Source organism: Hydrogenophaga sp. RWCD_12 (assembly GCF_046604225.1).
Classification (GTDB): domain Bacteria; phylum Pseudomonadota; class Gammaproteobacteria; order Burkholderiales; family Burkholderiaceae_C; genus Hydrogenophaga.
Map to the genome: position 1 here is coordinate 107,052 of NZ_JBKIXC010000003.1, position 14,864 is coordinate 121,915.

General features: G+C 66.8%; 12 protein-coding genes. 3 read left to right on the forward strand and 9 right to left on the reverse strand.

Translation table 11 applies throughout. The features are described 5' to 3' along the window. Positions 1-53: 53 nt before the first annotated feature. Positions 54-1,487 carry a cytochrome c oxidase accessory protein CcoG gene (ccoG, locus tag ACLIJ1_RS12455; protein ID WP_411365853.1) on the reverse strand — a complete coding sequence of 478 codons (1,434 nt, stop codon included), beginning with the start codon at positions 1,485-1,487 and terminating at the stop codon, positions 54-56. 322 nt (positions 1,488-1,809) lie between these two features. Here ccoG and groES point away from each other — a divergent pair, with 322 nt between their 5' ends. Then, on the forward strand, positions 1,810-2,100 hold the full coding sequence (gene groES / locus ACLIJ1_RS12460; protein WP_411365854.1) for a co-chaperone GroES: 291 nt from the start codon (positions 1,810-1,812) through the stop codon (positions 2,098-2,100). 44 nt (positions 2,101-2,144) lie between these two features. Beyond that, positions 2,145-3,791, forward strand: coding sequence for a chaperonin GroEL (gene groL / locus ACLIJ1_RS12465; protein WP_411365855.1), 1,647 nt, complete (start codon positions 2,145-2,147; stop codon positions 3,789-3,791). 87 nt (positions 3,792-3,878) lie between these two features. Here the strand turns inward: groL and ACLIJ1_RS12470 are convergent, their stop codons facing one another. After that, positions 3,879-5,096 (reverse strand): MFS transporter, encoded by a 1,218-nt coding sequence (locus ACLIJ1_RS12470; RefSeq protein ID WP_411366397.1) that lies wholly within the window; start codon positions 5,094-5,096, stop codon positions 3,879-3,881. 78 nt (positions 5,097-5,174) lie between these two features. On the opposite strand from ACLIJ1_RS12470, the gene ACLIJ1_RS12475 reads away from it, so the two are divergent. Further along, entirely contained in the window at positions 5,175-6,677 is a 1,503-nt protein-coding gene (locus tag ACLIJ1_RS12475; protein ID WP_411365856.1) for a C13 family peptidase, read from the forward strand. Positions 6,678-6,701: 24 nt separating this feature from the next. Here the strand turns inward: ACLIJ1_RS12475 and ACLIJ1_RS12480 are convergent, their stop codons facing one another. Genes ACLIJ1_RS12480 through ACLIJ1_RS12510 form a run of 7 tightly spaced genes read right to left on the reverse strand, consistent with a single transcriptional unit; the run spans position 6,702 to position 14,778 of the window. Beyond that, positions 6,702-7,706 (reverse strand): Gfo/Idh/MocA family protein, encoded by a 1,005-nt coding sequence (locus tag ACLIJ1_RS12480; protein WP_411365857.1) that lies wholly within the window; start codon positions 7,704-7,706, stop codon positions 6,702-6,704. A 50-nt stretch (positions 7,707-7,756) separates the two neighbouring features. Next, positions 7,757-8,821 (reverse strand): substrate-binding domain-containing protein, encoded by a 1,065-nt coding sequence (locus tag ACLIJ1_RS12485; protein ID WP_411365858.1) that lies wholly within the window; start codon positions 8,819-8,821, stop codon positions 7,757-7,759. A gap of 51 nt (positions 8,822-8,872) precedes the next feature. Beyond that, complete coding sequence (gene xylA, locus ACLIJ1_RS12490) at positions 8,873-10,189, reverse strand: xylose isomerase (RefSeq protein WP_411365859.1); 1,317 nt, start codon at positions 10,187-10,189, stop codon at positions 8,873-8,875. A 34-nt stretch (positions 10,190-10,223) separates the two neighbouring features. After that, on the reverse strand, positions 10,224-11,672 hold the full coding sequence (gene xylB / locus ACLIJ1_RS12495) for a xylulokinase (RefSeq protein ID WP_411365860.1): 1,449 nt from the start codon (positions 11,670-11,672) through the stop codon (positions 10,224-10,226). Positions 11,673-11,684: 12 nt separating this feature from the next. Next, positions 11,685-12,860 (reverse strand): ROK family protein, encoded by a 1,176-nt coding sequence (locus ACLIJ1_RS12500; protein ID WP_411365861.1) that lies wholly within the window; start codon positions 12,858-12,860, stop codon positions 11,685-11,687. 26 nt (positions 12,861-12,886) lie between these two features. Continuing rightward, on the reverse strand, positions 12,887-13,648 hold the full coding sequence (locus ACLIJ1_RS12505) for an ATP-binding cassette domain-containing protein (RefSeq protein ID WP_411365862.1): 762 nt from the start codon (positions 13,646-13,648) through the stop codon (positions 12,887-12,889). After that, positions 13,645-14,778 (reverse strand): sugar ABC transporter permease, encoded by a 1,134-nt coding sequence (locus ACLIJ1_RS12510; RefSeq protein ID WP_411366398.1) that lies wholly within the window; start codon positions 14,776-14,778, stop codon positions 13,645-13,647. Before ACLIJ1_RS12510 ends, ACLIJ1_RS12505 begins: the two co-directional genes overlap by 4 nt. Positions 14,779-14,864: the final 86 nt, after the last annotated feature.

The window sequence follows — 14,864 nt, forward strand, 5'->3', positions numbered from 1 at the left end:
CGATGTGTGATCCCCATCACTACGGGTTTACCCTTGGTTGTCGGCGGAATGCGTCAGCGCGGCACCAGGAAGGTCGTCTTCTCGTCCAGGCGGATCGCCGCATCGTTCTGCGACTGCAGCTTGAACCAGATCGGGTGCGAGCCGCTCTGGGCGCCCGGCGGGATCTGCACCCGCACCGCCAGCGTGCGCACCTCGGTCGGCAGCACATCCACCGTCGGGTCGGAGGCCAGCGTGATGCCGTCCATGCCCTCCACCGCCAGCTTCACCACCTGCTTCTCCTCCGTGGCATTCATGATCTGCAGGCGGTACACGTTTTCGATACGCCCCTGCTCGACCATGCGCGCCAGCGCGCCACGGTCGCGGATCACGTCGACCTTCATCGGCACCCGCAGATACAGGCTCACGCCCACCGCCACCGCGATGGCGGCCAGGATGGTCGTGTACACCAGCACCCGCGGCCGCAGGGCTCGGCGGATGATCTGCGCCTTGTCCCAGCCGCCGGTCATCGCGTTCTGGGTCGAATACTTGACCAGTCCGGGCGCGTACCCGAACTTGCCCATCACCTCGTCGCAGACATCGGCGCAGGCACCGCAACCGATGCACTCGTATTGGAGGCCATTGCGGATGTCGATGCCTGTCGGACAAACCTGCACACACAGCGTGCAGTCCACGCAGGCGCCCAGGCCCTTTTCCTTGTAGTCCACCTTCTTGCCGCGCGAACCGCGGGGCTCGCCACGGGCGGTGTCGTAGGTGACGATCAGCGTGTCCTTGTCGAACATCGCACTCTGGAAGCGCGCGTACGGACACATGTACTTGCAGACCTGCTCGCGCATGAAGCCGGCGTTGCCGTAGGTCGCGAAGCTGTAAAAGAAGATCCAGAAGGTCTGCCACGCGCCCAGTGTGCCGGCCAGCATCTCGGCCCCCTGGCTGCGGATCGGCGTGAAGTAGCCGACAAAGGTGAAGCCGGTCCACAGCGCGAACACGATCCAGGCCAGGTGCTTGGCGCTGCGACGGCCAAACTTGGCGCCCGAGAGGGGGGAGTCGTCCAGCCGGATGCGCGCCGCGCGGTCGCCCTCGATCGTCTTCTCGATCCACATGAAGATCTCGGTGTAGACCGTCTGGGGACAGGCGTAGCCGCACCACAGCCGCCCGGCGACCGCCGTGAACAGGAACAGCGAGAGCGCCGACATCACCAGCAGGCCGGTCAGGTAGATGAAGTCCTGCGGGTACAGCACCAGGCCGCCCAGGTAGAAGCGCCGCGAGAGCAAATCGAACAGGATCGCCTGCCGCCCGTTCCAGTTGAACCAGGGCAGTCCATAGAACAGGATCTGGGTGAACCAGACCAGCGCCCAGCGCCAGGTCACGAAGGTGCCGGTGACCGAGCGCGTCTGGATCTTCTTGCGCGACTCGTACAGCGACACCTCGATATCGTCGGCTTCGACATCGGCGGCAGGACGGGCGTCCGGGAGAACTGTGCTGTTGGACATGGATCGGTCTCGTGGTGGGTCACCAGCCACTGTCCAAGATTCGTGCCAGGCCGTCCATCCCAACAGAAACAGGCACTTGCGCGCGCCGTCGGCCCCCACCGCCACTACCTGCCACGCAACTACTGCCATATTTGTCAGTCATGGCAGTGAATGACCTTATCGGTGCCGCCTCTATTGAAAACGGTGCTTCCCGCCCTTATCATTAGCACTCGCTGGAGTTGAGTGCTAACACCCGATTCCCAGTCGATCCGCGGGGCTTCGCCCCATGGCCAGTGGCCCCGCCCATCTGACCCCCAACTTTTGATCCATCCCAGGAGATGCAATGAAACTTCGTCCTCTCGCCGATCGCGTGATCGTCAAGCGCATTGACAGCGAAACCAAGACCGCCTCCGGCATCGTCATCCCCGACGCCGCCGCCGAGAAGCCCGACCAGGGTGAGGTGATGGCCGTCGGCCCGGGCAAGACGAACGACAAGGGCGAAACCAAGGCCCTGACCGTCAAGGTCGGCGACCGCGTCCTGTTCGGCAAGTACTCTGGCCAGACCGTCAAGGTCGACGGCGACGAGCTGCTGGTCATGAAGGAAGACGACCTGTTCGCGGTCGTCGAGAAGTAATCCTTCTCTCATCCATCCCCATTTACTGAATCGGAGAAATCAACATGGCAGCTAAAGACGTCATTTTCGGCGGCGAAGCCCGCGCACGCATGGTTGAAGGCGTGAACATCCTGGCCAACGCGGTCAAGACCACCCTGGGCCCCAAGGGTCGCAACGTGGTGCTCGAGCGCTCGTTCGGCGCCCCCACCGTGACCAAGGACGGTGTGTCCGTGGCCAAGGAAATCGAACTCAAGGACAAGCTCCAGAACATGGGCGCCCAGATGGTCAAGGAAGTTGCTTCCAAGACTTCTGACAACGCCGGTGACGGCACCACCACCGCCACCGTGCTGGCCCAGGCCATCGTGCGCGAAGGCATGAAGTACGTGGCCGCCGGCATGAACCCGATGGACCTGAAGCGCGGCATCGACCGTGCTGTCGAGTCCCTGATCGCCGAGCTGAAGAAGGCCTCCAAGCCCACCACCACCAGCAAGGAAATCGCCCAGGTCGGCTCCATCTCCGCCAACTCCGACTCCAGCATCGGCGACATCATCGCCAACGCGATGGACAAGGTCGGCAAGGAAGGCGTGATCACCGTGGAAGACGGCAAGTCGCTGCAGAACGAACTCGACGTGGTCGAAGGCATGCAGTTCGACCGCGGCTACCTGTCGCCGTACTTCATCAACAACCCTGAAAAGCAGTCCGCCCTGCTGGACAACCCGTTTGTTCTGCTGTTCGACAAGAAGATCAGCAACATCCGCGACCTGCTGCCCACGCTGGAAGCCGTGGCCAAGGCCGGCCGTCCGCTGCTGATCATTGCCGAAGACGTCGAAGGCGAAGCCCTGGCGACCCTGGTGGTCAACACCATCCGCGGCATCCTGAAGGTTGTCGCCGTCAAGGCTCCTGGCTTCGGCGACCGCCGCAAGGCCATGCTGGAAGACATCGCCATCCTGACGGGCGGCAAGGTGATCGCCGAAGAAATCGGCCTGACCCTGGAGAAGGTGACCCTGGCCGATCTGGGCCAGGCCAAGCGCATCGAAGTGGGCAAGGAAAACACCACCATCATCGACGGCGCCGGCGCTGCCGCTGACATCGAAGCCCGCGTGAAGCAGATCCGCGTGCAGATCGAAGAAGCCACCAGCGACTACGACCGCGAAAAGCTGCAAGAGCGCGTGGCCAAGCTGGCCGGCGGTGTGGCCGTGATCAAAGTTGGCGCTGCCACCGAAGTCGAGATGAAGGAAAAGAAGGCCCGCGTGGAAGACGCCCTGCACGCCACGCGCGCTGCGGTGGAAGAAGGCATCGTCGCCGGTGGTGGCGTGGCCCTGCTGCGCGCCCGTCAGGCCGCTGGCACCATCAAGGGTGACAACGCCGACCAGGACGCTGGCATCAAGCTGGTGCTCAAGGCCATCGAAGCGCCCCTGCGCGAGATCGTGGCCAACGCCGGTGGCGAGCCGAGCGTGGTCGTCAACGCCATCCTGGGTGGCAAGGGCAACTACGGCTTCAACGCCGCCAACGACACCTACGGCGACATGATCGAGATGGGCATCCTGGACCCGACCAAGGTGACCCGCACCGCGCTGCAGAACGCTGCTTCCGTGGCGTCCCTGATGCTGACCACCGAGTGCATGGTTGCCGAGTCCCCCAAGGACGACGCACCGTCCATGGGTGGCGGTGACATGGGTGGCATGGGCGGCATGGGTGGCATGGGCATGTAATTGCCTCGCCCGGCCTGAGGGCTTCGGCCCTCACCCGAACAAAAGCCCCGCAAGGCAACTTGCGGGGCTTTTTTCATGGGCGCAATGTCAGGCGTTGCGGTGCGGGCCGGCCAGTGCGTCGCGCTCGGCCAACGGCCGGAACAGCCGCCACCACGCCAGGCTGATGCCGATGGTGCCCAGGCCGCCGAGCACCACCGAGCCGACCGGGCCGAAGGCCGCTGCCGTCACGCCCGACTCGAATTCTCCGAGCTGGTTGCTGGCACCGATGAACAGCGTGTTGACCGCCGCCACACGGCCCCGCATCTGGTCCGGCGTTTCCAGCTGCACCAGCGTCTGCCGCACCACCACGCTGACCATGTCGGCCGCGCCGGAGACCGCCAGCGCCAGCAGCGACAGCCAGAACGAGGTCGACAGGCCGAACACCACCATGCACAGCCCGAAGACGGCCACCGCCACCAGCAGCTTGCGGCCGACACGCCGCTCCAGCGCAAAGTGCGACAGCACCACGCCGGCCGCCAGCGCACCGACCGCCGGTGCCGAGCGCAGCACACCCAGCCCCTCGGCACCGACGTGCAGGATGTCCTTGGCGAAGATCGGCAGCAGCGCGGTCGCGCCGCCCAGCAGCACCGCGAACAGGTCCAGCGACACCGCGCCCAGCAGCACCGGGTGGCCCCACACATAACGCACGCCGGCCAGCAGCGTCGACACACTGACCGGTTCACGCGCCACCGGCTGGCGCTCGTAACGCACCCACAGACAGGCCAGCGCCGCGCCACAAAACAGCGCTGTGCAGACGATGTAGACCGCATTCACGCTGGCCGCAAAGATCAGCCCGCCGATGGCCGGACCGCCAATGATGGCGGCCTGCGTGCCGGTGGAGGTGACTGCGGTCGCGCGGGCCAGAAGCGGCGCCGGCACCAGCGACGGCAGCAGCGCTTGCTGTGCCGACATCTGGAACGGCCGGATCGCCCCCAGCACGGCCGACAGCACCAGCAGCCATTCGCGCGAGACGGCGAGCGCCAGCGTTCCCGCGACCAGCAGCACCGCCACCACCGCCTGAACGGACAGGCACACCGCCACGATGCGTGCCCGGTGATGCCGGTCGGCCGCGTGACCGGCCGGCAGGGTCATGGCCAGGGCCGGCAGGAACTGGAACAGCCCGACCAGCCCCAGGTCCCAGGCACTCGCGGTCAGCTCGTACATGTGCCAGCCGATGGTCAGCATCAGCATCTGCATGCCCGCCACCGCCGCCACGCGGGCACACCAGAAGCGGACAAAGGAGGGGTGAGCGAGCAGTTCGGGCATGCGTTCGAGGCTAGCACGCACGCACAGCCCCTTATGCACTGAACGACAATGCACCGTCAGCTGTCACACACCCCTTGCATGACCACCGATCACGCGCCGCTCACGCCAGACACCCCATCCGAAGCACCACCATCGCCACCACCGATCGACGGGTCTGACTCACCCGCCGAACCGCCGCCGGTACACGCGCCCGTCGGCCCGTCTTGGCGGCGCTGGTGGACCGAAGGACTGCGCGCCATGCTGTTGCGCCCGCTGCGCGAACTGCCGGTACATGTCGGGCCACTCGCCATGGCCGCCGTGCTGGTGCTGACCGCCTTGCTGATGCTGGCGGCCGACCGGGCAGCCTATCCCCAGGCGATGGACTTTTCGCCATACGGCTGGGGCTGGAGCCAGATCCACCTGCTGTTTCCGCTGGCGGTGGTCTGGTGGGTGTTTGCGTCGACGCGGCGGGGCCGCCGGCAGGACAGCCCGGTGGCGGCCTGGGTGCTGCTCAGCCAGCTGGCCATGGTCGGCCCGGCGCTGGTGATGCGGGGACTGGCTGCCGCCACGGGCCACGGCTGGATGCCCGCGCTGGCCCGCCAGGAGTGGGTCGGCTGGACCCTCTATGGCCTGTGCATGCTGTGGGTGCTGGTCATCTTCTGGCGGCTGGCGCAGGCACTGCACCAGTGGCGCGCCGTGCGGCTGGGGTTGCCGGCGCTGGTCCTGGGGGTGATGGTGCTGCAGAGCTGGACCCTGCGGACTTCCGCCTGGGAGCCCCGGCTGGACGCCGACAACGAGAACCGCCCCCAGCTGACCCTGAGCCAGTCGGTGTTCCTGGCGCAGGAAGCGCTGCTGCAGAAAACCCTGTCCGGTCTTGAGGAACGACCCGCCGCCGACGACATCCGCGTGTACGGCCTGGTCTACGCGCCCTATGCCCAGGACGTGTTCCAGCGCGAGAGCGACATGGTCGCCGAACGCATGGTCCGCCGCCTGGACGCGAACGGCCGCGTCGTGCGCCTGCTCAACCACCCGGCCGCGACCGAACAATGGCCCTGGGCCACGCCGCTAAACCTGCAACGCGCCATCCAGGCGCTGGCGACCCGCATGGACCGCGAGCGCGATGTGCTGGTGATCTACATGACCTCGCATGGCGGGCGCGACCACCACCTGTCCTCGTCGCACTGGCCGCTGGAGGTGGACGAGCTGACCGCCGCACAGCTGCGCCGGTGGCTGGACGACGCGGGCATCCGCTACCGCGCGATCGCGGTGTCGGCCTGCTACTCGGGCGGCTGGATCGATCCGCTCCAGGGGCAGGACACGCTGGTGATGACGGCCGCCGACGCGCAGCACACGTCCTACGGCTGCGGCAACCGTTCGGAACTGACCTTTTTTGGCAAGGCCGTGTTCGGAGAGTCGCTGGACCGCATGCTGTCGCTGGAGGCGGCCTTCGCCGACGCCGTGCCGCGCATCAAGGCCCGCGAAGTCGACGCGGGCAAAGACGACGGCTTTTCGAACCCGCAGATCGCGGTTGGCGAAGGCTTTCGCGCGCAGTGGGCGCGCTGGATGGCATCACGCGCTGCCGCGGCCGACGGCACGCGTTGAGCGCAGGCTCCGCGCCGCCCGGTATCAGGCCACCGTCTCCCAGCACCCGCTGCGTTCGGATCGCCAGAGCGCATCGATCACCTGCGCCTGGGCCACGGCATCGGCGAGTCCGTCGCCAGCCGGCGGCCCGCCTCCCCGCAGGCGGCGTGAAAACGCTTCGACTTCCAGCCGGTACTGGTCGGCCGCAGGCAGGGTCTCCACCGTCACGCTGCTGCCATCCAGCCGTCCTCCGACATCGAGCGCCAGCCGCATCTGTCCGCCACGCTCGGCGTTGAACGGAACAAACAGCTCGATCCGTCCGAGGGTGCCCACCACCTGCGCCCTCTGGAACGGCACGCACTGGGTCGACACCGTGAAACTCAGCTGCCGGCCCGCACCGAAATCCAGCAGCGCGCTCGTCAGCCGGTCGGTCCCGAGCACCGGGTCCCGGTCGACCAGCGACACGGCCCTCAGAGGTTCGGCTTCGAACAGATAGCGGCCGGCCAGAACCGCGTAGCAGCCAATGTCGTACAGCGCGCCGCCGCCCATCGCGGTCTGGTTGCGGATGTTGGCCGCGTCGTCGTTGAAGTACGAGAAAAACACCTGGACCGCCCGTGGCACGCCGATGCGCCCGGCCTGCACCAGGTCCCGCGCACGCTCCCATTGCGGGTGGTGGCGCACCATGAAGGCCTCTTCGATGTGCACCCGCGCCGCGGCAACCCTGGCACTCTGCGCCTCGGTGGTGTTCAGGGCAAAGGGCTTCTCGCACAGCACATGCTTGCCGGCCGCGGCGGCCTGCAAGGTCAGCGGAACGTGCAGATGGTTGGGCAGGGGGTTGTAGATTGCTTCGATGAAGGGATCGGCAATCAGCGCCTCATAGCTGCCGTAGGCCAGCGGAATACCCGCCAGACGCGCGGCGGCCTGGGCCGAAGGCAACGACCGCGAGGCAACGGCGCGCAGTTCGACCAGCGGGCTCGACAGCATCGCCGGGATCACCTGCTCGCGCCCGATCTTCGAGGTCCCCAGAATGCCCCAGACCACTGGCTTCATGCGGCCCTCCCGGTAGCGGTATGTGGTTGCATCACCGGTGATCCATCCACTCAGCGGAACAGGTAGTCCTTGTAGTACCCGGAGGTCACAAGGGCTTCGCGCCAGTTGGCCACATCCACCACGACCGGCTTCAACAGCAGGGAACGCATCGTCTTGACGCCGTTGTCGTAGGTCTTTTCGTCATTGACCTGCGGCTTCTTGTTGCTGAGCACTGCCTCCGCCATGGACGCCGCCGCCAACGCCAGCTGGCGGGTGTCCTTGAACACCGTGAACGACTGCTCCTTGCGGATGATCGAGCGCACCGATTGCACGTCGGCATCCTGGCCGCTGACCACCGGCCAGGGCTTTCCTTCGGTGCCGTAGCCCTTGAGTTTCAGCGCTTGCAGCAGCTCAATCGCAATGCCATCGTTGGGAGCGAGCACCGCATGCAGTCGTTGTTTCACGTACGTCTTTTCCAGGATCTTCTCGAACCGGAAGCGCGCCGTCACACCGCTCCAGGCCTGGGTCGAGACCAGATCCATCCCCGTCTGCCCCGACCCGACGATCAGTTGCCCGTTGTCCAGATAGGGCTTGAGCACCGACATCGCACCGTTGTAGAAGAAGAACGCGTTGTTGTCGTCGGGCGACCCGCCAAACAATTCGATGTAGAAGGGGCCGGCGGTCTCGCCCAGCTTGAGCCGACGGACAATCTCCGTCCCCTGCAGATAACCCACGCCGAAGTTGTCGAAGGTCGCGTAGTAGTCAACATGCGGCGAGTTGCGGATCAGGCGGTCGTAGGAAATCACCGCGACCTTCTGGTCCGCCGCTTTCTTCAACACGGGCGCCAGGGCGGGACCGTCGATGGGCGTCACGATCAGCGCCCTCGCTCCCTTGCCCAGCATGCCGTCGATCTGCGCGATCTGGGTCTGCACGTCGTTGTTCGCGAACTGCAGGTCGGAGACCAGTCGCATGCCGTTGAACGAGCGCGCGAGCGCGAGGCCGTCGATGACCCACCGCTGCAGTGCCAGGGTGGGCATGGCCAGTCCCACATCGATCTTGGTCTGGGCCAGCAGCGGGCGGGCGGCGACCGCGCCTGCGGCCAGGGCGGACAGAAGACATTGGCGACGTGAGATCAAAAGGAACTCCAGCAGGCAAAAGTCGGTAGACCACCTCCGGGCAGCCGGCGATCAGAGATAGCGGTTGAGCAGGTTCTCCAGGTATTCCTGTCGCCCAGACACCGGCCGCGTGTCGTGGTTCTGTTCCAGGGCACGCGCCGCCACCTGGTCCAGACCGAAACGACCGGCCATCAGGTCCTGACCAAAGGGGGTGTTCCAGCCAGCGTAGCGGGCCTCGACGTGGCGGGCCAGCTGGCCGTCGGTGATCATTTCTTCTGCGATCAGCAGTGCCCGCGCCGACACGTCCATGCCGCCGATGTGACCGTGGAACATGTCCTCGGCGTCGATCGACTGGCGGCGCACTTTCGAATCGAAGTTCAGCCCGCCGGTGGTGAAGCCGCCGCCCTGCAATATCAGGTACATCGCCAGCGCGGTCTCGGGAATGTTGTTGGGGAACTGGTCGGTGTCCCAGCCGCACTGCATGTCGCCGCGGTTCATGTCGATGGAGCCGAAGATGCCCAGATCGATGGCGGTGGCGATCTCGTGCTCGAAGCTGTGGCCCGAGAGGGTGGCGTGGTTGGCCTCGATGTTGACCTTGATTTCCTTTTCCAGGCCGTGGCGCACGAGGAAGCCGTAGACCGTGGCGGTGTCGAAGTCGTACTGGTGCTTGGACGGCTCGCGCGGCTTGGGTTCGATGAGGATCGTGCCTTTGAAACCGATCTTGTGCTTGTAGTCCACCACCATGTTCAGGAAGCGGCCCATCTGGTCCAGCTCCTGGCCCATGCGGGTGTTGAGGAGGGTCTCATACCCTTCGCGGCCACCCCAGAGCACGTAGTTCTCGCCGCCCAGTTTCAGCGTGGCGTCCATCGCCTCCTTCACCTGCAGCGCGGCCAGCGCGAAGATCTCGGGATCGGGGTTGGTCGACGCACCCGACATGAAGCGGCGGTGACTGAACAGGTTGGCCGTGCCCCAGAGCAGCTTCATGCCGGTCTGCGCCTGCTTGGCCTGCAGCACGTCCACCATCTCGTGCAGTTGGTTCACGCTCTCGCGCGGCGTCGCTCCTTCGGGCGCCACGTCGCGATCGTGGAAGCAGTAGTACGGCGCACCCAGACGCGCGAAGAAGTCGAATGCCGCGTCGGCCTTCATGCGTGCCGCCGCCATCGGGTCGGCCACGCGCTGCCACGGGCGCTCGAAGGTGCCGTCGTAACCGAACGGGTCGAAGCCGTTCCAGCAGAAGCTGTGCCAGTAGCAGACAGCAAAGCGCAGGTGGTCCTCCATGCGCTTGCCCAGCACCAGGCGGTCCTTGTCGTACCACTTGAAGGCCAGCGGGTTGTTCGACTGCGGGCCTTCGTAGGCGATCGCGGGAATGTCGGAGAAGTAGTTGCTCATGGTGGTCTCGGGTGAAATCGTTCGGTGGAAGTCGTCAGGGCCTGCGGTACAGGCTGCGAAACTGGGCGTGGCGGTGCTGCAGCAACGCGCGCTCAGACGGATCGGGGAGATAGGTCGCGTCGATGGGCGGTGCCTGGCACATCTCGTCCAGCGACCGGCCAGCGGCCAGGGCGCCCAGGCGCGCGGCGCCGAGGGCACCACCGACCGCGGAGCCGCTGTGGGTGACGATCTCGACATCCAGCGCACTGGCCAGCATCTGGGCCCAGAAGGCGCTGCGGGCGCCCCCGCCGACCAGCGACAGGCGCGAGACGCTGCTGCCAGCGGCATTGAGAGCGGCCAGGCCATCAAGCAGGCCGAAGCTCACACCCTCCATCACCGCGTAACCCAGGCGCGCGGCATTGGTGTCGAAGTCCAGACCGTGAAAGCTGCCGCGCACCTTCGCATCGTTGTGTGGCGTGCGCTCACCGCCGAGGTACGGCAGAAACAGCGGGGCAGCCTCGCGTTCGCCTGCAGTCAGGCTTGCCGCCCGCGCAGCCACCTCGCCGGCGTTCGCCGCGCCCAACAGGTCGGCCACCCACTGCAGCGCACTGGCGGCCGAGAGCATCACGCTCATCTGGTGCCAGCGGCCTGGGACCGCGTGACAGAAGGCATGCGTGGCGCTCGCCGCATTGGGCTGGTAGTCGGGCGTGACCACGAACAGCACGCCACTGGTGCCGAGCGAGAGAAAGCCCTGGCCCGGCTGTACCGCGCCCATGCCGACAGCGCTGGCGGCGTTGTCGCCCGCGCCACCTGCCACCACCGTGCCCGGCCGCAGGCCCAGCGCCTGCGCCACGTCGGCCTTCAGCCGTCCACCGGCTTCGCTGCCTTCGACCAGGCGCGGCATGTGCGCGCGCGTCAGACCGGTGAGGGCCAGCAGTTCGTCGGACCAGTCGCGGCGCCGCACATCGAGCCAGAGAGTGCCGCTGGCGTCCGAGAGGTCGCTCACGTGTTCGCCGGTCAGCATCAGCCGCACATGGTCCTTGGGCAGCAGCACCTTGGCCACGCGCTGGAAGACCTCGGGTTCGTGGCGCGCGACCCAGCGCAGCTTGGGCGCGGTGAAGCCGGGCATCGCCAGGCTGCCGCCAAGCTCGCTCAGCGCGGGGAGCTCGGCCATCATTTCGCTGCACTCGGTCGCGCAACGTGTGTCGTTCCAGAGGATGGCCGGGCGCAGCACGCGGTCCTGGTCATCCAGCAGCACCGCGCCGTGCATCTGGCCCGAGAGCCCGATGGCTTCGGTCGCCGCGTATTCGAGCGAATGCGCGGCGCGCAGGCTGGCCAGCGCCGCCTGTGTGGCGATCCACCATTCGGCGGGGTCCTGTTCGCTGTGGCCAGGCTGGGGCCGCGACACGCTGAGGGCCGAGCCCGCCGAGCCGATCACGCGCTGGTCGGGGCCGAGCAGCAGGGCCTTCACCTCGGAGGTGCCGATGTCGATGCCGATGTACATGTTGAAGAGGTGTCAGTGGAGGACCAGATGCGTCCCGGTGGGCCAGTCGGATTCGGTCTCGCCCGGCGCGGCCACGTTGGCGCGGGCGTGCATGGGCCGCAGTTCGTGGTGGAGCACCAGCGCCGCCGCTCCGACGGCCGACGCCAGCAGCGCATACCGCGCGGGCCGGACCACAGGCGCCGGAACGCCCGCGCTGGCGGCGTAGGCCAGCAGGGTGTCGCGCGCCTGCCGCACGATGCCCGGGTACTGCTCGCAGGAAGGTCCGCCGACCACCAGCGCGCCGGGGTTGAAGGTGGTCCACAGGTTCTGCAGCACGACGCCGAGGTAGACACCGCCCTGCGCGGGATCCGGCAGGCGGTCCAGCGCGCGGGCGCCGAAGAAGGTTTCGGCACAGCCCCGGCGTCCGCAGGAGCAAGGCAGGCCATCGACCTGCAGGATGCTGTGGCCGATTTCACCGGCCATGCCCTGCAGGCCGGTGAACAGGCGGTCGTTGAGCACGATGCCCGCGCCCACGCCGGTGCCACAGGTCACGAAAATCAGCGAGTCCATGACATCGCCCTCGCTGAACTCGTACTCGCTGAGTGCGGCGGTATCGGCTTCGTTCTGCACGTGCACCGCGACCGGTGGAGCGCCCGCATCGGACAGCGCCTGCGTGATCAGCGGCAGGAACCCCACGTTGCGCCAACCCAGGTTGGGCGCGAACCGCACGGTGCCGGTGGCTTCATCAAACGCTCCGGGCAGGCCGATGCCGATGCCCGACACCAGCAAGGCCCGCTCGGCGAGCACCCGGTGGGTGCGAACCACCAGTTGCGCCACCTGGCGACACACCGGCTCGGGCTCGCGTTCCGACAGGGACTCCTCGATCGACCAGATCACCTCGCCGGTGAGCGACACCGCCACCACCCGCAGAGATTCCACGGCGACTTCCACCCCGATCATGGCGCGGCGGCTGCCGTCGATGCGCAGCGGCGTCGACGGCCGGCCCAGGCCCTGCGCGGCGGCGATGCCGGTTTCGGTGATCCAGCCTTCGTCGATCAGTTCGCGCACCAGCAGACTGACGGTCGATTTGGTCAGCCCGCTTTCCTGCGCGAGCTGCGCGCGGGAGAGCCCGCTGCGCCGCCGCAGCAGCCGCAGCAGCACGCTGCGGTTGATGCGTTTGACAAGTTGCTGGTCGCCGGTGGTCTTCATGGGATTCTCAGGAGGAGAGGCTGGCCTCAGACACTGTGGGCCTGCGCCTTTCCGTCGGGTTGTTTGCCAGCGATGATCATGCCAAGCACTTCGTCCTCCGTGACCTCGGCGGTCCGGTAGGCGCCGACCATGCGCCCGTTCTTCATCACCGCCAGCCGGTCGCTCAGACCAAAGACATCCGGCATGTCGTGCGTGATCAGGAAAATGCCGACGCCCTCGGCCTTGAGCTGGCGCACCAGGTTGCCCACCATGGCTGTTTCCTCCGGCCCCAGCGCGGCGGTGGGCTCGTCCATGATCAGGATGCGAGCATTGAAATAGATGGCGCGCGAGATCGCGACCACCTGCCGCTGACCGCCCGAGAGACGGCGCACCGGCGTGCGCACATTGCGGAAGTTTTTGTTCAGACGATGGAACACCTTGCGGGCCTCGGCGTCCATGCGGTGATCGTCCAGCGTGTTCCAGCGGGTGAGCAGTTCGCGGCCGAGAAACAGGTTGGCCACCGCGTCCAGGTTGTCGGCCAGGGCCAGCGTCTGGTAGATCGATTCGATGCCACAGCGCTGGGCGTCGACCGGGGTGCGGATGTGGGCCGGCTGGCCATTGATCAGGACCTCACCGCTGTCGATCGGGTAGGCCCCGGCCAGCATCTTCATCAGCGTGGACTTGCCCGCGCCGTTGTGGCCGAGCAAGGCCACCACTTCGCCGGGGTAGAGGTTGATGGACACATCGTCGACCGCGCGCACGCCGCCGAAGGATTTGCCGATGTGGCGCATTTCGACCAGCGCGCTCATTGGGTATCTCCGGTCAGGCGGCGGTAGACCACGTCGAACACCACGGCGGCGATCAGCACCTGCCCGATGATCACGTAACGCAGGCCGATCGAGATGTCCAGCAGCAGCAGGCCGCTGTCGATGCTCTGCATGATCAGCGCCCCCAGTACCGAGCCGAGGATCGAGCCGCTGCCACCGGCCAGCGCCGTGCCGCCGATCACCGCGGCAGCGATCACGTACAGCTCCATGCCGGTGCCCAGCGAGTTGGTGCCGGCGTTCAGGCGGGCGATGGACACCATCGCCGCGATCGTGATGAGCACGCCCATCAGCGCAAACAGCATCAGTGTCACCCGGCGCACCGGGATGCCGACCAGGGCCGCGGCCTCGGGGTTGCCGCCCATGGCGAACACGTAGCGGCCAAAGCGGGTGCGGTGCACGATGAAGGACAGCACCAGGGCCACCGCGCCCCAGATGAGCACCGGTATCGGCACACCTTGCGGCGCTTCCTTGTTGGCGATCTGGTAGGCGTTCATCGTCGCGACGAAGGCCACCACGATCACCGCGGGTACCGCCGCCACCAGGACATCCAGCCACAACGGCGGGTTGGGCACGTCGTAGTTCGCCTTGGCGCGGCGGCGCAGCCAGGTCATCACGCACAGCGCCGCCACCAGCACGGCCGCCAGCACCCAGCTGGCCTGCACGCCGATGGCGCCGTCGTAGCCGCCACCGAGCCTCTGGAAGAAAGCGTCGTTGACCGGCTGGGTCTTGCCGTCGGCGACCAGAAAGGCGGCGCCCCGGAACGACATCAGGCCGCCGAGGGTGACCACGAACGAGGGCACGCCCAGCATCGCGGTCAGTGCGCCCTGGTAGAGCGACACGGCGATGGCCACGGCGAGGCCGGCCAGCGAGGCCTCGATCCAGTGCCATCCGGCCGAGTACATGAGCGTGGCGATCAGCACGCCGACAAAACCCATCACCGAGCCGACCGACAGATCGATGTGGCGCGCCACGATCACCAGCACCACCACGGTCGCGACGATGCCGACCACCGCGGTCTGCTGCGCGATGTTGTAGAGGTTCTCGGGCGAGAGGAAGAGCCCGCCCGAGAGGATGTTGAACACGATGGCGGTCGCCACCAGGACGAGCCCCATCAGCACCAGCCGCCAGTCGACAGCCAGTTGCCTGAGAACGTTGGAAACAGGACTCACAGGAATGCTCCGCCAAAAAAAGACCGCGG